Below are 17,291 nucleotides of genomic sequence, written 5' to 3' on the forward strand. Positions count from 1 at the left end.
ACGTATTGCTAAGGTTAATACATGCTCCTGTTGTTAGGGAGGCACACCTCCATGTTCTTAACTGAATCGGATGGATTTTCTTCTATAATTAATTTTGCTAATCCTTGTGGATTTCCAGCAAAATTCCTTAAATCATGAGAAATCATATAAATTAAATCTTGTTTCTCATTGATAAAACTTTCTGCTTCGTCAATAGATTCCTGAATATTACGCATTAACAATCCTGCTTCATCCTCATACTGAAATGGCAAAACAGGCAATTTTCGATGTGTTCTATATTCATTTAAAGCTTTTGACGCTACAATAATTGGTTTTATTAATTGATTAATAATCAAAAATGTAACTGCAGTAGCAAATAAGGTCATTAATAATGAGAAAATCAAAATTGAATTAGCAGAAATTGAATAATTACTATAAAGCACAAAAAATAAAATCCCGATTAACGGAATATGAATGCCTATAAAAGCAATAAACAGAAATTTAAATGCATAACTTTTCTTCAAAAAACTAATCTTCGACAACATGTGATACAACTTCATAAAAATAGTATAAGTTCCTGATTAAGCCGTAGAATTTGGGTATCTAGATAAAAACAAAGTTAACTTTTAAACACAAAAGAAATGTTAAATAAAAGAATTTGATAAAATATTTTCAAATTTAAATTTATAAAAGTTTACAAACCCTTATTTTTGCGCTATGGGAAGAAAAAATACAGACAAAGTTGTCTTTCATCAAATACAAGTCCTTGATGCTGGAGCAAAAGGCGTATCGGTAGCAAAAGCTCCCGACGGAAAAGTATCTTTATCCCGAACGTAGTTCCGGGAGATGTGGTAGATGTGCAAACTTTTAAAAAACGCAAAGCGTATTATGAAGGGAAAGCAGTAAAATTTCATGAACTATCAGAACATCGCATAGACCCAATTTGTGAACATTTTGGTGTTTGTGGAGGTTGTAAATGGCAAAACATGAAATACAGCCAACAGTTGTATTACAAACAAAATGAAGTTAAGAATCATTTACAACGCATAGGTAAAATTGAACTTCCAGAATTTGAAAACATTTTAGGTTCAGAGAAACAGTTCTTAGAAACAAAATGGAATTTTCATTTTCGAATAGCCGTTGGTTAACCGAAAAAGAAATTGATATACCTGAAGATTTAGGAAATCGTAATGCATTAGGATTTCATATTCCTAAAATGTGGGATAAAATTCTCGACATTAATAAATGTCATCTCCAAGAAGATCCTTCAAATGCAATTAGAAATGAAATCAGAGCTTTTGCTAACGAACATAACTTAGCCTTCTTTAACCCAAGAGAACATTCTGGTTTATTAAGAACATTTATGATTCGTACTGCTTCAACTGGAGAAATCATGGTATTGATTCAGTTTTTTGAAGAAGATAAAGCCAACAGAGAATTACTTTTGGATCATCTTTATGATAAATTTCCAGAAAAACATCGCTACAATATGTTGTAAACGGAAAAGCTAACGATACAATTTACGATCAGGATGTAAAGCTATATAAAGGTAGAAATTACATTCTGGAAGAAATGGAAGGTTTAAAATTTAGCATCAATGCAAAATGATTTTACCAAACCAATTCTGACCAAGCTTATGAGTTATACAAAATAACACGTGAATTTGCAGGTCTTTCTGGCAACGAAACAAGTTGACGCACGATACAGGTAACTCTGGAACAATAGCTCAATTCGTCTCTAAAAAGGCTAAAAAAGTAATTGGTGTAGAAAGTGTCCCTGAAGCAATTATAGATGCTAAAGCAAATGCTGAGCGCAATAACATTACCAATTGTGAGTTTTTTGTTGGAGACATGAAAGTGGTATTCAACGAAAGTTTTATTGCTAAACATGGTAAACCAGACGTTATTATCACCGACCCGCCTCGTGATGGAATGCACAAAGATGTAATTGAACAAATTATGAAAATTGCACCTCAAAAGGTTGTTTACGTAAGCTGTAACTCAGCTACACAAGCTCGTGATCTAGCACTAATGGACGAAAAATACAAAGTGACACGTGTACGCCCAGTAGATATGTTCCCACAGACACATCACGTAGAAAATGTTGTACTTTTGGAACTACGATAAGTTTTATTGAATAAAAACGTGTGAAGTATAAATCACAAACAGTAAATGAAAAAAATACTTTTTATAATAATCGTAATTGCCTTCACTTTTTCAGGATGTGAGAAAGATGATATTTGTGATCCCAATACTCCAACAACACCTCGATTGGTAATTTCCTTTTTTGATCGTACTAATTCAACTCCTAAGAATGTAACAAACTTAAAGGTAATTGGAGAAAAAATGAAAGAAGGCATTATCTTTAATGAGAATGCCCTTATTGAGTCGGACAAATATATTACTAATGGAAATAAGATTTCTATTCCACTTAAAACTAATGCTGAAAGTACAACTTATCGTTTTATATTAAATTATAATGACCCAAATCCAGCTTTAGTAAATGAGGATGTAATAAAATTTAACTACACGCATACAAATACCTTTGTATCAAGAGCATGTGGCTATAAAACTACATTTGTTTTAGACCGAGATTCTCCATTTATCCTAACCGATTCAGAGAATCTTGAAGGATTCTGGATGCAAGCTGTTTATGTACAAGAACCTAACATTGAATTTGAAAATGAAACACACATCAAAGTATATTTTTAGTTTTTGCCTTATGTTGTCTCTTTTTACGGTTCAAGCCCAAGAAACAACAGCTACTAAAACTACAATAACAAATAAAACGGAAACCAAACCTGTAAAACCTGCTCCTAAAAAAGTGGCCACACAGGAAGTTAAACAAGATAGTATACCAGTAAAAACTGATCGCTATGGAGTACGTTTTGGCGTTGATTTATATAAATTAACCCGCGGTTTATATGATTCCGATTATAAAGGAATCGAATTCACTGGAGATTATCGATTAACAAAGAAGTATTATCTAGCTGCCGAATTGGGCACCGAAAATAAAACTACTGATGATGACAGATTAAATTCAACAACAAAAGGAACTTATCTAAAAGCAGGATTCGATTATAATTTGTATGAAAACTGGCTTGATATGGAAAATATAATATCGGTAGGCTTACGCTATGGTTTTAGTACATTTAGTCAAGAATTAAACAACTACAAAATATACAATTCAGATCCCTACTGGGGAGAACTTCCTCCTGAGGTTTCTGGCAAAAAATTTAGTGGTTTATCTGCAAGCTGGTTAGAAGTAAATGCTGGAGTAAAAGCAAAAGTTTTTAATAATGTTTTTGTAGGTTTCAGTGTGCAGCTAAAAACATTGGTTTCAAACAAAAAACCAGACAACTTCGACAATCTTTATATTCCAGGATTCAACCGAACTTATGATGGTAATTTTGGAATTGGTTTCAACTATACCGTTTCTTACTTCATTCCTATTTACAAGAAAAAAATTGTAATCCCAGAAACAGAAGCAAAAAAATAATATAATCTTACAATTTGGTTATTCTATATAAATAACCAAATTGTAAAATATAAGTTTGCACTACCCTATCTCTTTAATTCCTTTCATGAAAACCCATTTCATAAAAAGTTTTTCACCATCTTTAGTTTTAGCTGCTTGAAATTTTGGAGACAAAAGAGTTCCAATAACAAATGCTGTCATGGGAATCCAAAAACCAGTTAATCCTGTATATTTTTCCACCAAAAATCGCGCTAATATAAATAGTATTGCAAAACAGCCTAGCTGATATAAAAATGCTCTTACTTGTAATTTTGTCATTTTTGTTAAGTTACTGAGATTCTGAGGCTCTAAGATTCTGAGCTAAAAACTCAGTAACTTAGTATCTTAGCCACTTTAGAACCTATAATTATTATTCTGTTACTTGAAACTTCGTTCTCTTACTTCCTTCGTACATTTCGTATTTTACCAATCTTGCTTCTAAACTCGCATTAAAAAGCTTAATTTTTCTAGACGGCTTAAGTCCAACAAACTTCAAAGCTTCGAGATTAGCAGTAATAAACCAAGCATTGGTTCCTGGATAATTCTTCTTTAATGTATCGCCAATATTTTTATAGAACTCCTCCATATGAATATCCAAACGCTCATCATACGGTGGATTGAATACCATATGCAAAGTCCCTTGTGTCGTTTTTTCAGTATCAAAAAAGTTATTCTCTTCGATAAAGATGTAATCTTCTAGGTTTGCATTCTTAATATTATCTTTGGCTTTGCTTACTGCACTTGGTGCTTTATCAAACCCTTTTATTGTATAATGAAACTCCTTCGTTTTTTTCATCAAACTGCTTACAATCTGATCGAATAAATCATTATCCCAATCGTTCCATTTTTCAAAAGCAAACTCTTTTCTGTTAATATTCGCAGGAATATTACAAGCAATCATAGCTGCTTCAGCAAGAAAAGTTCCAGAACCACACATAGGATCAAGAAAATGACCTTGCCCTTCCCATCCAGATAACAACAAAATTCCTGCTGCTAAAACTTCATTTATAGGAGCTATGTTTGTAGCCGTTCTATAGCCACGTTGATGCAATGAATTCCCAGAAGTATCTAAAGCAACCGAAACTTGATCTTTATCAATATGTACATTTATTCTTAAATCAGGATGCGCTTTATCAATACTAGGACGTTGTCCTGTACGTTCTCTAAACTGATCCACAATAGCATCTTTACACTTTTGAGAAACAAACTCTGAGTGATTAAAATGTTCTGAATGCACTGTTGCATCAATCACAAAAGTCTGATTGGCATTTATAAGTTTAGACCAGTTTACACCCGAAATACCTTTATATAGTGCTTGTTCATTATTAGCTCTAAAAAAGTAAATTGGTTTTAGCACTTTCAATGCAGTACGCAATGATAAGTTAGCCTTATACATAAACCCTTTATCACCTTTAAAACTTACCATTCTTACACCTTGCTCAACATCCTGTGCTCCTAGCAATTGTAATTCTTTTGCTAAAATTTCTTCAAAGCCAAAAAAGGTTTTGGCTACCATTTTAAAATTATCTTCCATTTTTATATTTAAATTAAAACAGACCTATTTAAACAAAAATCAATCTGTAATAAAAAATTTCAATTTTACATAGCGACATTCTTCGTGTATCACTTGCGAAATAGTTATTTTTCAGCAAAAATACACTAAATTTGCGGGACTTGAATTAATTGAAAAAGAATAAATGTCTGAAGCACATCACTCATCTGCAACAAATCCAAATCAACCATCTGAAAACTGGTTCACATCTTGGTTCGATACGCCCTATTACCATATATTATATAAGGACAGAAATTATAGAGAAGCGCAAATTTTCATGGATAATCTTACGCACTATCTTAATCTTCCAGAAAAAGCCAAAGTACTTGATTTAGCATGCGGAAAAGGACGTCATTCTATTTATTTAAACCAATTAGGGTTTAATGTACTTGGAGCAGACTTATCCGAAAATAGCATTACCGAAGCAAGCAAAAACAGTAATGAAACGCTGCATTTTAAAGTGCACGACATGCGCGAACCCTTTGAGGAAAAATTTGATGCTATATTTAATTTATTTACCAGCTTTGGTTACTTTGAAAGCGATGACGATAATCTTACCACGCTAAAAGCAATAAAAGCAAGTTTAAGTGAATATGGTTTTGCTGTAATCGACTTTATGAATGTAACACAAGTAATAGAAACACTAGTTCCTGAAGAAGTAAAAACGGTCGATGGTATTGACTTTCACATCAAACGATATGTAGAAGATGGGCACATTTTTAAAGAAATAGACTTTGAAGACCAAGGTAAGAAATTCCATTTTACCGAAAAAGTAAAAGCCTTAACCCTAAAAGATTTTGAAGATCTAATGGAACAAGCAGGGATTTTCCTTTTAGATATATTTGGTGATTATAAACTAAAAAAGTTTCACAAAACCGATAGCGAACGATTAATCATGATTTTTAAGTAATTGACAAATTGTTTAGTCGATTAAACGATTAAACAAATCAACAATTAAACAAAAAAACAAATGAATTATTTATTACCCCTACTTTCTGTATTATTAGGATACATTATCGCATTGGTTTTAAAGCCAAAAGATAAGACCAATCTTAAGCTATTATTGGCATTTAGCGGATCATTTTTGCTATCGCTTACAGTAATGCATTTATTGCCGGAAGTTTACGAATCGCATAACCATAATATTGGATTATTTATAATGCTTGGGATTTTATTCCAAATCATACTTGAGTTTTTCTCCAAAGGAGCCGAACACGGGCATGTACATGGTCATGCAAAAATATCTCAAATCCCTTGGTTACTCTTCATTAGTTTATGCATACACGCATTTCTAGAAGGATTCCCTGTGAGCCATCATCACGATATCGCTATTGGTATTGCTATACATCACTTACCAATTGCAATAATACTTACGACCTTTTTTATTAATGCGCATCTTAACAAAAAAGCCATCTTTGCATTTATGATTACATTTGCAATCATGACACCGCTAGGAACAATAGCATCCGAATATTTACCGTTTTTAAATGATTACTTCACTGAAATTACAGCGATTGTAATCGGAATATTATTCCATATATCATCAACTATAATTTTTGAAAGCAGCGAAGGTCACAAATTTAATATTGCCAAAATTTCGATGATTATTTTCGGAATTGCATTGGCTTATTTTATATAATCTGGGCGTGTCCCTCTGGGTCGGGCTTTTGGCTATATCTTTTTTTTCGTTCCTCACAAAAAGGATGCCGCCTCAATCCCTCACGCAACTTAAAAATCAAAAAAATAACTCATTCTTTACACAATATACATTCTATTTTCCTACTCTATTTTTTTAACTAATTTGCTCTATTTCATGTGAATTGTTTAACACTTAGTAGGAAAAACTTTGTAACTTTGATGCTTTGTAACTTAGAACCTCAAAAAACAAAATGACATTTACAAAAATCACAGAGCAGTCCTCAAAATACGAACATCTGGAAAAAATGTCTGTACATGACTTACTGACTAACATTAATCAGGAAGACAAAACAGTTCCCTTTGCAGTAGAAAAAGCAATTCCACAAATAGAAGCTTTAGTAGCTCAAATCGTAACCAAACTAAAACATGGCGGACGATTATTTTATATTGGCGCAGGAACATCAGGTCGTTTAGCGATTGTAGATGCTTCAGAATGCCCTCCTACGTTTGGTGTTCCATTCGATTTAGTAAATGGAATCATTGCAGGTGGAGACAAAGCCATTCGCCAAGCCGTAGAAAATGCCGAAGATGATGCTAAACAAGCATGGATCGATCTACAAGCACATAATATTACCGAAAATGATGTTGTAATAGGTATTGCAGCCTCAGGAACTACTCCATACGTAATTGGAGGATTAGAGCGTTGCAATGAAAATAATATTATTACGGGATGTATAACATGCAATGCTGAAAGTCCGCTTTCGCAAACTGCACAATTTCCAATAGAAGTGGTCGTAGGGCCTGAATTTGTTACAGGAAGCTCCAGAATGAAAGCGGGAACCGCACAAAAATTGGTTCTTAATATGATTTCTACAGCTGCCATGATACAACTCGGAAAAGTAAAGGGAAACAAAATGGTCGATATGCAACTAAGCAACAGCAAATTAGTTGATCGAGGTGTTAAAATGATTATGGGTGAAATTCCAGTTTCATACGAACAAGCATCCGAACTATTGCATACCTATGGAAGTGTACGAAAAGCAATAGAGAATTATAACATCTAAAAAGTGACATGTATTTTGTAAAACATGGAACTGAAAATTAAAAAATATGGGAACAAACAAAGAGTTAATAGGAAAAGGAGTTAAATATTTATCGGGTTCTTTACCTCTATTATTTATTGGTCCTTCGGTAATATACAATGCGTTTATGAACAAGCAAAACGTTTGGCATTACTTGGTTCTTGCTATTGGCATCATTGCCTGTTTAGCCGGAATGTATTTAATCTTTTATGGTTTAAAAACAATTATGCGAGGTCTATTTAATGACTAATTTCTTTAATTCAAATAAACACTAAAAGACTACAATGGATAGCTTAATTCATATTCAAAAAACATTCGATAAGGTTATCTATATTGATAAGAAAATAAACAATCGCGAATTTGAAGATTGTGTATTTAGAAATTGTGATTTCTCAAACAGTAATTTTGCCTACAATACTTTTTTAGATTGTGAATTTATCGATTGTAATTTATCGATGACAAGTTTAAAAGGAACAAGTTTAAAAAATGTAACCTTTAAGAACTGCAAACTCCTCGGAATTGCATTTAATGAATGTGAAGATTTTCTATTTCAGGTATATTTTGAAGAATCTGCTTTGGACTACGCTTCATTTTCGAATAAAAAAATGCCAAAAACAAAATTTATAAATTGTTCGATGAAAGAAACTACTTTTATTGGTACCAACTTAACAAGTTCTATTTTTGATAATTGTAATCTGGAAGGAGCCATTTTTAACGAAACACAATTGGCTAGCGTTAATTTTAAAACTGCTTATAATTTTAAAATTGACCCAGAATTTAATCCCATGAAAAAAGCACAATTCTCAACCGAAGGTGTCTTGGGGCTTTTGGATAAATATGACATTAAAATTGTATAATTATGAATGCATCCGAATCGTATTTAGAAAGTATAAAAAAACAGTTTTTATATTATAAAACCCTAGGTGAAAAAGCAATCGCACAACTCGAGCCCGAACAGCTTTTTGTTACTGTAAATGAAGATACAAATAGTATTGCTACTATAGTAAAACACCTCTCAGGTAACATGCTTTCGCGGTGGACCAATTTCCTTACAACAGATGGTGAAAAAGAATGGCGTAATCGGGATGACGAATTTGAAAATGACATACAATCAAAGGATGAAGTAATGGTTGCTTGGGAGAAAGGCTGGAAATGCCTTTTTGATGCTTTAAACAGCTTACAGCCCAACCAACTCTCAGACATTATATATATTAGAAACGAAGGGCATACTGTTATTGAAGCCATCAACAGACAATTAGCACATTATCCTTATCATGTGGGGCAAATTGTATTTTATGCCAAACAATTAAAAAATAGTAGCTGGCAAAGCCTATCAATTCCGAGAAAAGAATCGAATAACTACAATGCAATAAAATTTGCACAAGAGAAAGAAATTAAGAACTTTACAGACGAAGAACTTAAGAAACTAAAATAAACATACTCTATTTCTTTGTGTCTGTTCTGAGTAGCCCTGATTGAAACGAAAATCCTTTTTATTTTTTTCTTTAAAAAATAAAAAGATTGTAGTGAAAAGCAGGAAAAAGCTTCAAAAAATTAAATAAATCATTTATCATGAAAAAATTACTATTACTCCCTTTATTACTTATTGTTGCTTCTTGTTACAATGCCGAACACAATTGCAAGGATTTTAAAACTGGAAAATTCAAGTTTGAATTTGAAGTTGATGGAGTAAAAAAAACAACTCTTTTTGAACGAAAAGAGGATATTGAAATCGAAACTTTTGAAGGCAAAACCGATACTGCAACTATTCGTTGGGTAAGCGATTGCGAATATGTTCTACAAAAGAAACATCCAAAAAATAAAGCCGAAGAGAAAGCAATCGGAATGAAAATTTTAAGTACAACCAAAAATTCTTATACCTTTGAATTTGGAATGGTTGGTTCTAACCAAAAGCAACGTGGAACAGTTGTCCGAATAGATTAATTTTTATCCCTATTACCCCTTAATTAACACCTTTTTTAAATGGAAGTATTTTTAAATCCTGATGCATGGATTGCCTTATTGACACTGACTTTTCTTGAAATTATTTTAGGAATAGACAATATCATTTTTATATCGATAGTAACAGGCAAACTACCACCCGAAGAGCGTAAAAAAGCGACTCGAATTGGTTTGTTTTTGGCCATGTTCATGCGTATTGCTCTATTAATGGGTATTTCGTATTTAATAGCAATGAAAGCAACGGTTTTTAGTATTAATTGGGGTTGGCTAAATGCCAATTTTACTGGGCAAGCTTTGATTTTATTAGGCGGTGGATTATTCTTAATTTATAAAAGTACCAAAGAAATAAGTGAAAAAGTAGATCATAAAGGCGAAGAGGAACAAACACTTAAAGGTGTTGCCAAAAAGTCTTTTTCGAATGTAATTGTACAAATTTTGCTAATCGATTTAATATTTTCTGTAGATTCTATCCTGACTGCTGTAGGAATGACAAATGGTGTTACAGGTGCTTTAACGATTATGATTACTGCCGTTATTATTTCGGTGATGGTAATGATGCTGTTTGCAGTTCCTGTTGGAAATTTTGTAAATGCAAACCCTTCTATACAGATTCTAGGATTAGCCTTTTTAATCTTAATTGGATTTATGCTAATCACCGAAAGTATGCACCTATCTAATGCATCTCTAGTAGGAGAACATATAGGCGCAGTACCAAAAGGATACTTGTATTTTGCTATATCATTCTCATTGGCTGTAGAGTTTATTAATATGAAAATGAGAAAACGATCAAAATCATAACATCAGGTTTTTATAATCAAAAAGCGCTAAGGTAATCTTAGCGCTTTTTGATTTTTTTAAAGAACTACTCAAGCAAAAACCGCTAAGTTTAACAGGTTTTATCGTTTTATTCTCATAGTACACAAACTAAAAGCTAGTTTTATAGGGAAAACATTAGAGAGTTATTGATTTTGAATTATCGATAGATATTTTTATTTTCAAAAGTATAATTTATAGCATTACTATTTAAATCTTCTAACAGTCTCATTTGTGAATTAGTTTCATTTAAATAAATTTCATTTTCATTTTCTTTAGAAATTAAAATCCCATCTATTTCTACATCAATTACATTTATAGGATTTTCATATGCATTATAAATTAATTTTAAATCCTCTTTAAAAATTAATAAGATACTTTCTAAACCAACTATCATTTCTTGAATAGCTTTTTCTTCAACATCAAATTCATCTAAATTCTCAAAATCCTCATTATCAAAATTTATAATACTTTTTACACTTTCATCATTCAATATATCATCAAAATTATTATTTATTTTATCATTAACAAAATTCTCATATATATTTTTATAACTCTTCTCAATATTAGCATATAAAAAAAGTAATTTTTATTTTTTACTTCTCAAATACATAATTCATAAATCACAAATCTGAAAACAAAAGATCTTTAATCTCAATAAAATGATACTTTTCCTTTTACAAATAATATATATTCTTGATGTTTCATTTTAAATTACTAATTACACAAAATGGTTTTTACAATTATTATACATTTCATTTTCCTGTTTAGATGCCCAAATAATACATTATGAGCCTCTTAAGCTTTTTGGATAATTGTTCACTAAAAACAATAGAATTTAATCCAAATATATCAACATAATAATTACAATCATGATCATATTCATAAAAATTTAGATTATTTCCTGCAAGTCTAATTGGGTCTTGACTCAAATATAAACCAGTTTCAGAACTATAATAACGATATCTATTATAATATAAACCTGTCTAACATTTTCATATTGTCCAAGCTGCCTAAAAAGGAATAAAACTTCTATCTCCTCTTAAATCTTTTACCTCCCATAAATATCTATAATCGGTTTCCCATACTAACTCTCCAAGCTCACTGTAAACCTGCACTGGACGACCAATATGATTGGCTAATTATAGGAAATTTTCAAAGAACTTTTTACTAAACAAAACCCTGCTAATTTAGCGGGTTTTCTTATTAAGTCTATTTAATTCACTTTCACAAACAAAATCCTCACAACAGAAAAATTGCTTTTATATTTAGTTGATGTTAGTATTTCTAGATAGAATTTTTAAATCATCTTTTTTATTGTGTTTTATCAAATCCAATGCGTGTAATTGTATTTTATATTCATTTTCAAAGATTTGATCTAAAAAATCATCTAAATCATTATCATCACCATTCATAACTTTAAAAAAATATTCAGACTTTAATTGATTAAGAATTTCTAAATCATTCTCAGAACAGTTATAGATAAATCATCACTCTTTTCTAATTCAAAGTTTAATAAATAATCTAATCCTTGAGAAACTAATGAGTAGTATATATTTGGTATATTATTGTCATAATATTCACACTCAAAATTAAAGAATAACATATATTTATTTTATTTTTAATTTCAGAAACTGAAGGATTATCTGTTTCTTTTAAGAATTGATATAGAGTCTTTAAAGTTATAAAAGCTGTTCCTTTTCTATATTTTTATCGGCTTCACTTATATCAACATTTAAATCAACATCTTTATATAAACTTGATTATTCTGTCTAAACAAAAAAAGCAATTCTTTTTTTTCCTCAAAGTTTAACAAACTTATTGATTCTTGTACTAGTTTATTTTCTGCCATTAATACAATAAATCAATATTTAAAAGCGGTATTGTTTCTTTATATTCAATTCCATCTCTGTAAATTAAAAAAGAAATTATAATTTTTCTCTCATCTTTATCTTCAAGATAAAAAGGTTCTATACAGGCATAGTTTCCTTTTCCATGTACAGCAATTGTTAGCCAATTTTTACTTAAACAAGATGGCCAATTCCAAATTTATGGCACTCCTAATCATACTCAATTGATTAAAACTTTCATCTAAATGATAAATACCTTTTCTATTAAACGGCTTTCCTAATAATTTCTTTGTTATTTCTAAATTTTCTGTACTATATATTGGATAAATGTACGGATTAATTCCCCAAACAATCATAATCGTTCCACTAGAAAATAATTTATCAATTATTTCCGAATTTACAAACTCTTCTATCAAATCCAGCTCTACATCGCCATATTCTTCTAAAACAATTTTTTTCATCTTTTCAATATTCACCAGAATAAAACCGAACGACTATATCCGTCTAAATATTTTTTTATATTTAAAATTGGCGCCTTTGTATTTTTATTTGCTCTAAAACTTATCATGACTGTTACCATTTCTACTGGAACAGGAATACTTGCAAAACTCCATAATTATTTACTGCCTTATCTAAAAAAATTTTAGCAGTAAAACACGTCTCTTCCCCTGAAAAATTCAAACTAATATCTTCTGATAACAAATTATCAAAAGCTCTTAATTTAAAACTTTTGAACCTTTATTAATTGCTAAATTTTCAAAATTAATATCGAATAATTTCTCTCCAAATACTGAATCTGGAAAATTACCATCTGATTCTTCAATATTAAAAATATATTTTATATTATACTGACTCTTTAAATTAGTACTAGATGTCAATATATAAACTTCTTCATCAATAATTATAGATAAATTATCAATTACATTGCTACTTCCTCTGTTTACAATAACTTGCATTTTATAATTTTAATTACATTTAATTTTAAAACCCTGTTCTTCAGCCCACTTCTTAGTTAATTCCCAAGCTTCTTTTGGTGTTACATTAGCTTTTATCAATTTTCCTTTTGTACCATCAGCATCAATCAAATGTAGATCACCTTTGTAAGCTTGCATATCTGGGTTATTATAATGTTTCTCTAAAGTTCCTAACCATTGATCATTTGATAAACCTGCACTTTTTATTTGATCAGATTTAACTAAAGGTTTGGTATCTCCACCAATACCATTATATCCATGCGTTGCACTATGGTTATCTCCTGTAAATTGAGAATCATCCCAATATAAACTGGGCACACCTGTCTGACTATTAAATGGTTGTACCCCTAAGTCTGTTGCTGCTTTATGTGGACATACATATGTCCTTGATTAACAGGATTCCCTAAAGGCATTAATCGAAAAGGATCTACCCAACCATTACTATCATGAATATATTTATAAAGTTCTTCCCTCCCATTAATCCAATTGGATCTTGACTAATATACATTCCCGCATCAGGGTTATAATAGCCGAAAACGATTATAATAAAGCCTCGTTTCTACATCTTATACTGCCCCAACTGCCTAAAAGGAATAAAACTCCTATCTCCTTTTAAATCTTTTAAACCTCCATAAATATCATAATCGGTTTCCCAAAAAGTTGGCCTGTTTCTAATAAACATGTATTGGTCTACCAATATAATCATTGATTATAGAAAAAATTTAAAAGAACTATTTACTAAACAAAACCCGCTAATTTAGCGGGTTTTTGTTGTTTTATGTTTTGAGCCTTCATATTTATAATAGCTTCTGACTACAAGATGATTAAAACAATAAAAAAACTAAACACAACATTTAATATTAACTTAATTCAAATCTTTTTTTGCATACTTAGAAAAGACTTCATCATCTAATAATGAATTTAATATTTTTGTTTTCTCTGCTTGGTCTTTAATTTTTAGAATAGCAGAATATGCATTATGTTTTATGTCAATATCTTCCTCTTTAGACAATACAATTTTTCTAATATAATTTTTAATTTCAATACTATTATTAATTAAATTTCTTGAAGCAATAAATGCATAATTTTTCACATCATAATCATTTTCATTTTTTAGTAAATTGATAACTACATCACATAATCTATCTAATATTATTTCAGGAATATCAGCTATCTCTATAACTTTAAAAGCCTCAATTCTAGCTAAATCATATTCATTTTCGTCTTGTATCACTTCTAAAATCAAATCCCATTTATCTTCATAATCATCAAAATTAAGACTATTTATTAATTCAACTTTCTCATCATCATATTGCGATTTATATATTTCTTTTATTTTCATAATTTTTAATTTTATTTAAAATACATCTAGTTTCCATTTAATTTTTGTTACATCATCTGCCATTTCGGAAATTTCTCTTGAAATTCTATCAGCTTGACCACCTAGAATAGAATTCTCTCTAGATCCTCCAGGTATTTTTGACACATCTTTAGGTAACCCTCCTGTTTTCATATCTGGAGTATGTGCCCAAATTTTTCCTTGACCAGCAGAACCTAAAGATTTAGTATATGCTCTACCTTCTTTTTCTAAATCAGGTCCATAGTTCGCTACTCTATCTTTTAAAGCTTGAAGTCCCTCTTCTTTAATAACTTTATTCATGGCTTTTATTTGCTCTCTAATTTGCCTTTTTAATTCTTTTAAATCAGTTGTCTTCCCAGGTTTTGTTTTATGTCTAAATGTCAACGTACATTCTGCTAATCCAAATGGATCCACCCAACTATTACTATCCCCTATATAATTATAAAACTCAAACTCTCCAGAAGCCAAACCAATTGGATCCTGACTGATCTACCGTCCTTCCTCAGGGTCATAGTACCTAAAACGATTATAGGCAAGTCTTCTCTCTACTGTACTTTCAATAAATTACCAGAACTTATTAATGTACAACTTCAAAAGTAGCTTATTTTTCTTTCAAATAAAAAAACGCAACAATTAACACAATAAAAATTGACTTTTATATAAAACAACAAAACCCCGATTTCTCAGGGTTTTGTGTTTTTAATTACTTTGCGTGCACAAGCTAGAAGCTTACTCCAACAGAGAATAAATCTTATTTTAATAAATTACACTTAACTTACCTGTATTTTATCGAAAATTAAAAACTCTGATGCTTTTTCTATTTTTAGTAATTGGCTTTTCAATTTATCATTTACAATGCAATAAAACTCACCATATTCATCCCAGCCTGACAGGAAGAACCCGTCAAGATTGTTTGGAATTTTAGTTCTATCTAAAACAAGTGTACTGAAAAAATCAAATTCCGCTCTAACTGAATTAATATAATCAACACAATTTATAACGTTAGTAAAGTTCATTAATTTGTAATCGTTTTGAAACTTACCATCTATTTTTATTGTTGTAAACTCTAAACCTTTTATATCTTCAAATAATTTTTCATCTAAGATAGAATCTTTAATAAACAGTATATTCTGTATTCTATCAAAATTAGGAGCTGTCGTTTTAGTAAACTCATTCTCTTTCAATACAACTCCCTGGCGTATTTATAGCTTGAATTTTTAAATTGTTTACTTTGTTTCCTATGTTGTATATCAAATGAAATTCTACTTCTTTATTTCTATATAAAAAATATTCCCCAAAAGTAAAGTACTTTTTCCAAACTTTATTTTCTTCATTGATTCTTAAATCATAATAATTCATATCAATATGTTTTAGTAATAATTTTATTCATTTCACTACCAACTTGAGTACATTCAGTTTTCATTTTAACAAGTTCAGCTTCAAAACCAGCATCACCTCCCTTTTTACCTGCTTTAGTCAATCTTATCATAAATTTTCTTATGAAAATTTTTCTCCGAATGTGGCCCTTTATGGCCTACTACATCTACTTTATTTCGCGGGTCATTTAGAACATCTTTACGCTCTCTGCCATTTTTAAATTTACCAAATCCATGTTTTCTAAAAAGTTTTCGAAATCGAAAATCCCATTTTTTATCTTTATTAGTTGCAATATGATGGGTAGGAGCATAAGCCGATAGTCCTAAAACATCAATCCAACCGTTCGTATCCCCAACATAGTTATAAAATCCAAGTTCTCCACTTTGTAGCCCAATTGGATCCTGACTTATGTACCGTCCTTCCTCAGGATCATACTACCTAAAACGATTGTAAGCAAACCTTCTCTCAGCTGTACTTTCAATAAATTACCAAACCTTATTGCTGTACAACTTCAAAAATAGCTTATTTTTCTTTCCATAAAAATGCCCCCAGATAGTGTCTAACTTTTTGGGGGTAGTTCAGTTTTTTTTGTTATATTCTAATCACGCATATAACTAGCATTTATACTAGCTAAGATAAGCTGAATTACTTTTTACTCTCGTAATCTTTCAACAATTTATCATAATATTTCTCTAGCATTTTAATATTGTTTTTTCTATCTATTTTTCCGCTTTCAGTGTCTGTGTATGCTAACCAATCAAACAATAAATCTTGGAAAACGTACAATCCTAATTCAGTTAAATCACTTTCTTTTATTATAATATTATCATTAAATTTACCATCCCTATCAAAAGGAGGATTCAATAATAATTTTTTATCAAAAGAAAACTTCAGAAAGTTTGAGCAAATAGTAATAGTGCTATTTCGGTCTTTTTCACGTATTTGTGAATTCAACAAACTTGGAACATTTAATAATATTCGTTCTTTCATAATTATTTTATTCTTATTATTTTGGTTTGGACTTTTGATACATCAACTAAATCTCCATTTGCATTTTTTATATTAGTCCCTCCGTTGTTTCTAATTATTTCTTCTTTTATATTTTGGACAAGGCGTCGTCCTCCCAACAGGAGCACGTATTAACCTTAGCAATACGTAACTCAAACCGAGTAGTATATATAAAAATTT

The 17,291-nt window shown here is 30.5% G+C and carries 26 protein-coding genes and 2 pseudogenes; 11 read left to right on the forward strand and 17 right to left on the reverse strand.

Annotated features, from left to right (window positions below):
- Positions 1–14 precede the first annotated feature (14 nt).
- A complete protein-coding gene (locus AC1RYN_RS14250) occupies positions 15–503 on the reverse strand; it encodes a hypothetical protein (RefSeq protein WP_481807489.1) in 489 nt (162 codons plus the stop codon).
- Positions 504–696: 193 nt separating this feature from the next.
- Here AC1RYN_RS14250 and rlmD point away from each other — a divergent pair.
- The 3 genes and pseudogenes from rlmD to AC1RYN_RS14265 all read left to right on the forward strand — a co-directional run bounded on the left by rlmD (position 697) and on the right by AC1RYN_RS14265 (position 3,477).
- Positions 697–2,105 (forward strand): annotated as a pseudogene (gene rlmD, locus AC1RYN_RS14255) (23S rRNA (uracil(1939)-C(5))-methyltransferase RlmD).
- A gap of 45 nt (positions 2,106–2,150) precedes the next feature.
- Entirely contained in the window at positions 2,151–2,690 is a 540-nt protein-coding gene (locus tag AC1RYN_RS14260) for a DUF6452 family protein (RefSeq protein ID WP_481807490.1), read from the forward strand.
- Positions 2,662–3,477 (forward strand): DUF6048 family protein, encoded by an 816-nt coding sequence (locus AC1RYN_RS14265; RefSeq protein WP_481807491.1) that lies wholly within the window; start codon positions 2,662–2,664, stop codon positions 3,475–3,477. The genes AC1RYN_RS14260 and AC1RYN_RS14265 overlap by 29 nt, the downstream gene beginning before the upstream one ends.
- A gap of 60 nt (positions 3,478–3,537) precedes the next feature.
- Here the strand turns inward: AC1RYN_RS14265 and AC1RYN_RS14270 are convergent, their stop codons facing one another.
- The gene (locus AC1RYN_RS14270) at positions 3,538–3,774 is read right to left on the reverse strand and encodes a hypothetical protein (RefSeq protein ID WP_481807492.1); all 237 of its coding nucleotides are present in this window, start codon (positions 3,772–3,774) and stop codon (positions 3,538–3,540) included.
- 91 nt (positions 3,775–3,865) lie between these two features.
- On the reverse strand, positions 3,866–5,029 hold the full coding sequence (locus AC1RYN_RS14275; protein ID WP_481807493.1) for a THUMP domain-containing class I SAM-dependent RNA methyltransferase: 1,164 nt from the start codon (positions 5,027–5,029) through the stop codon (positions 3,866–3,868).
- Between the two features lie 163 nt (positions 5,030–5,192).
- Here AC1RYN_RS14275 and AC1RYN_RS14280 point away from each other — a divergent pair, with 163 nt between their 5' ends.
- The 8 genes from AC1RYN_RS14280 to AC1RYN_RS14315 all read left to right on the forward strand — a co-directional run bounded on the left by AC1RYN_RS14280 (position 5,193) and on the right by AC1RYN_RS14315 (position 10,527).
- A complete protein-coding gene (locus AC1RYN_RS14280; RefSeq protein WP_481807494.1) occupies positions 5,193–5,957 on the forward strand; it encodes a class I SAM-dependent methyltransferase in 765 nt (254 codons plus the stop codon).
- A 60-nt stretch (positions 5,958–6,017) separates the two neighbouring features.
- Positions 6,018–6,686 carry a ZIP family metal transporter gene (locus tag AC1RYN_RS14285; protein WP_481807495.1) on the forward strand — a complete coding sequence of 223 codons (669 nt, stop codon included), beginning with the start codon at positions 6,018–6,020 and terminating at the stop codon, positions 6,684–6,686.
- Positions 6,687–6,936: 250 nt separating this feature from the next.
- Positions 6,937–7,749, forward strand: a complete 813-nt coding sequence (murQ, locus tag AC1RYN_RS14290; RefSeq protein ID WP_481807496.1) for an N-acetylmuramic acid 6-phosphate etherase — start codon at positions 6,937–6,939, stop codon at positions 7,747–7,749.
- Between the two features lie 46 nt (positions 7,750–7,795).
- The gene (locus tag AC1RYN_RS14295) at positions 7,796–8,017 is read left to right on the forward strand and encodes a DUF6095 family protein (protein WP_195737929.1); all 222 of its coding nucleotides are present in this window, start codon (positions 7,796–7,798) and stop codon (positions 8,015–8,017) included.
- A 34-nt stretch (positions 8,018–8,051) separates the two neighbouring features.
- Positions 8,052–8,624, forward strand: coding sequence for a pentapeptide repeat-containing protein (locus tag AC1RYN_RS14300; protein ID WP_481807497.1), 573 nt, complete (start codon positions 8,052–8,054; stop codon positions 8,622–8,624).
- 2 nt (positions 8,625–8,626) lie between these two features.
- Positions 8,627–9,202, forward strand: a complete 576-nt coding sequence (locus AC1RYN_RS14305) for a DUF1572 domain-containing protein (RefSeq protein ID WP_481807498.1) — start codon at positions 8,627–8,629, stop codon at positions 9,200–9,202.
- 137 nt (positions 9,203–9,339) lie between these two features.
- Positions 9,340–9,711, forward strand: a complete 372-nt coding sequence (locus AC1RYN_RS14310; protein WP_481807499.1) for a DNA topoisomerase IV — start codon at positions 9,340–9,342, stop codon at positions 9,709–9,711.
- Positions 9,712–9,750: 39 nt separating this feature from the next.
- Positions 9,751–10,527, forward strand: coding sequence for a TerC family protein (locus AC1RYN_RS14315; protein WP_481807500.1), 777 nt, complete (start codon positions 9,751–9,753; stop codon positions 10,525–10,527).
- 175 nt (positions 10,528–10,702) lie between these two features.
- On the opposite strand, the gene AC1RYN_RS14320 is transcribed toward AC1RYN_RS14315, so the two are convergent.
- From AC1RYN_RS14320 to AC1RYN_RS14385, 14 genes and pseudogenes are all read right to left on the reverse strand, one after another.
- Complete coding sequence (locus AC1RYN_RS14320) at positions 10,703–11,035, reverse strand: hypothetical protein (RefSeq protein WP_481807501.1); 333 nt, start codon at positions 11,033–11,035, stop codon at positions 10,703–10,705.
- 274 nt (positions 11,036–11,309) lie between these two features.
- Positions 11,310–11,516 (reverse strand): annotated as a pseudogene (locus tag AC1RYN_RS14325) (RHS repeat-associated core domain-containing protein); the annotation flags it as partial.
- A 294-nt stretch (positions 11,517–11,810) separates the two neighbouring features.
- Positions 11,811–11,957 carry a hypothetical protein gene (locus tag AC1RYN_RS14330; RefSeq protein ID WP_481807502.1) on the reverse strand — a complete coding sequence of 49 codons (147 nt, stop codon included), beginning with the start codon at positions 11,955–11,957 and terminating at the stop codon, positions 11,811–11,813.
- A gap of 605 nt (positions 11,958–12,562) precedes the next feature.
- Positions 12,563–12,853, reverse strand: coding sequence for a hypothetical protein (locus AC1RYN_RS14335; protein WP_481807503.1), 291 nt, complete (start codon positions 12,851–12,853; stop codon positions 12,563–12,565).
- 255 nt (positions 12,854–13,108) lie between these two features.
- On the reverse strand, positions 13,109–13,348 hold the full coding sequence (locus tag AC1RYN_RS14340) for a hypothetical protein (protein ID WP_481807504.1): 240 nt from the start codon (positions 13,346–13,348) through the stop codon (positions 13,109–13,111).
- Between the two features lie 9 nt (positions 13,349–13,357).
- Complete coding sequence (locus AC1RYN_RS14345) at positions 13,358–13,684, reverse strand: hypothetical protein (RefSeq protein ID WP_481807505.1); 327 nt, start codon at positions 13,682–13,684, stop codon at positions 13,358–13,360.
- 241 nt (positions 13,685–13,925) lie between these two features.
- On the reverse strand, positions 13,926–14,072 hold the full coding sequence (locus AC1RYN_RS14350) for a hypothetical protein (RefSeq protein WP_481807506.1): 147 nt from the start codon (positions 14,070–14,072) through the stop codon (positions 13,926–13,928).
- A gap of 159 nt (positions 14,073–14,231) precedes the next feature.
- Positions 14,232–14,708 (reverse strand): hypothetical protein, encoded by a 477-nt coding sequence (locus AC1RYN_RS14355; protein WP_481807507.1) that lies wholly within the window; start codon positions 14,706–14,708, stop codon positions 14,232–14,234.
- A 15-nt stretch (positions 14,709–14,723) separates the two neighbouring features.
- Positions 14,724–15,194: a hypothetical protein gene (locus AC1RYN_RS14360; protein WP_481807508.1), complete on the reverse strand. Its 471-nt coding sequence runs from the start codon at positions 15,192–15,194 to the stop codon at positions 14,724–14,726.
- Positions 15,195–15,496: 302 nt separating this feature from the next.
- The gene (locus tag AC1RYN_RS14365; protein ID WP_481807509.1) at positions 15,497–15,910 is read right to left on the reverse strand and encodes a hypothetical protein; all 414 of its coding nucleotides are present in this window, start codon (positions 15,908–15,910) and stop codon (positions 15,497–15,499) included.
- Complete coding sequence (locus tag AC1RYN_RS14370; RefSeq protein ID WP_481807510.1) at positions 15,897–16,085, reverse strand: hypothetical protein; 189 nt, start codon at positions 16,083–16,085, stop codon at positions 15,897–15,899. The genes AC1RYN_RS14365 and AC1RYN_RS14370 overlap by 14 nt, the downstream gene beginning before the upstream one ends.
- Position 16,086: 1 nt before the next feature.
- Complete coding sequence (locus AC1RYN_RS14375) at positions 16,087–16,215, reverse strand: hypothetical protein (RefSeq protein ID WP_481807511.1); 129 nt, start codon at positions 16,213–16,215, stop codon at positions 16,087–16,089.
- Complete coding sequence (locus AC1RYN_RS14380) at positions 16,199–16,513, reverse strand: AHH domain-containing protein (protein ID WP_481807513.1); 315 nt, start codon at positions 16,511–16,513, stop codon at positions 16,199–16,201. The genes AC1RYN_RS14375 and AC1RYN_RS14380 overlap by 17 nt, the downstream gene beginning before the upstream one ends.
- A gap of 235 nt (positions 16,514–16,748) precedes the next feature.
- A complete protein-coding gene (locus AC1RYN_RS14385) occupies positions 16,749–17,093 on the reverse strand; it encodes a hypothetical protein (RefSeq protein WP_481807512.1) in 345 nt (114 codons plus the stop codon).
- Positions 17,094–17,291: the final 198 nt, after the last annotated feature.

It is taken from the genome of Flavobacterium sp. TC780 (genome assembly GCF_056783245.1).

Coding starts and splice junctions, on each gene's coding strand:
- AC1RYN_RS14260 (WP_481807490.1), top strand. CDS start 2,151: ATGAAAAAAATACTTTTTATAATAATCGTAATTGCCTTCACTTTTTCA.
- AC1RYN_RS14265 (WP_481807491.1), top strand. CDS start 2,662: ATGAAACACACATCAAAGTATATTTTTAGTTTTTGCCTTATGTTGTCT.
- AC1RYN_RS14270 (WP_481807492.1), bottom strand. CDS start 3,774: ATGACAAAATTACAAGTAAGAGCATTTTTATATCAGCTAGGCTGTTTT.
- AC1RYN_RS14275 (WP_481807493.1), bottom strand. CDS start 5,029: ATGGAAGATAATTTTAAAATGGTAGCCAAAACCTTTTTTGGCTTTGAA.
- AC1RYN_RS14280 (WP_481807494.1), top strand. CDS start 5,193: ATGTCTGAAGCACATCACTCATCTGCAACAAATCCAAATCAACCATCT.
- AC1RYN_RS14285 (WP_481807495.1), top strand. CDS start 6,018: ATGAATTATTTATTACCCCTACTTTCTGTATTATTAGGATACATTATC.
- murQ (WP_481807496.1), top strand. CDS start 6,937: ATGACATTTACAAAAATCACAGAGCAGTCCTCAAAATACGAACATCTG.
- AC1RYN_RS14295 (WP_195737929.1), top strand. CDS start 7,796: ATGGGAACAAACAAAGAGTTAATAGGAAAAGGAGTTAAATATTTATCG.
- AC1RYN_RS14300 (WP_481807497.1), top strand. CDS start 8,052: ATGGATAGCTTAATTCATATTCAAAAAACATTCGATAAGGTTATCTAT.
- AC1RYN_RS14305 (WP_481807498.1), top strand. CDS start 8,627: ATGAATGCATCCGAATCGTATTTAGAAAGTATAAAAAAACAGTTTTTA.
- AC1RYN_RS14310 (WP_481807499.1), top strand. CDS start 9,340: ATGAAAAAATTACTATTACTCCCTTTATTACTTATTGTTGCTTCTTGT.
- AC1RYN_RS14315 (WP_481807500.1), top strand. CDS start 9,751: ATGGAAGTATTTTTAAATCCTGATGCATGGATTGCCTTATTGACACTG.
- AC1RYN_RS14330 (WP_481807502.1), bottom strand. CDS start 11,957: ATGAATGGTGATGATAATGATTTAGATGATTTTTTAGATCAAATCTTT.
- AC1RYN_RS14335 (WP_481807503.1), bottom strand. CDS start 12,853: ATGAAAAAAATTGTTTTAGAAGAATATGGCGATGTAGAGCTGGATTTG.
- AC1RYN_RS14340 (WP_481807504.1), bottom strand. CDS start 13,348: ATGCAAGTTATTGTAAACAGAGGAAGTAGCAATGTAATTGATAATTTA.
- AC1RYN_RS14350 (WP_481807506.1), bottom strand. CDS start 14,072: ATGATTATATTGGTAGACCAATACATGTTTATTAGAAACAGGCCAACT.
- AC1RYN_RS14355 (WP_481807507.1), bottom strand. CDS start 14,708: ATGAAAATAAAAGAAATATATAAATCGCAATATGATGATGAGAAAGTT.
- AC1RYN_RS14370 (WP_481807510.1), bottom strand. CDS start 16,085: ATGAATTATTATGATTTAAGAATCAATGAAGAAAATAAAGTTTGGAAA.
- AC1RYN_RS14375 (WP_481807511.1), bottom strand. CDS start 16,215: ATGATAAGATTGACTAAAGCAGGTAAAAAGGGAGGTGATGCTGGTTTT.
- AC1RYN_RS14385 (WP_481807512.1), bottom strand. CDS start 17,093: ATGAAAGAACGAATATTATTAAATGTTCCAAGTTTGTTGAATTCACAA.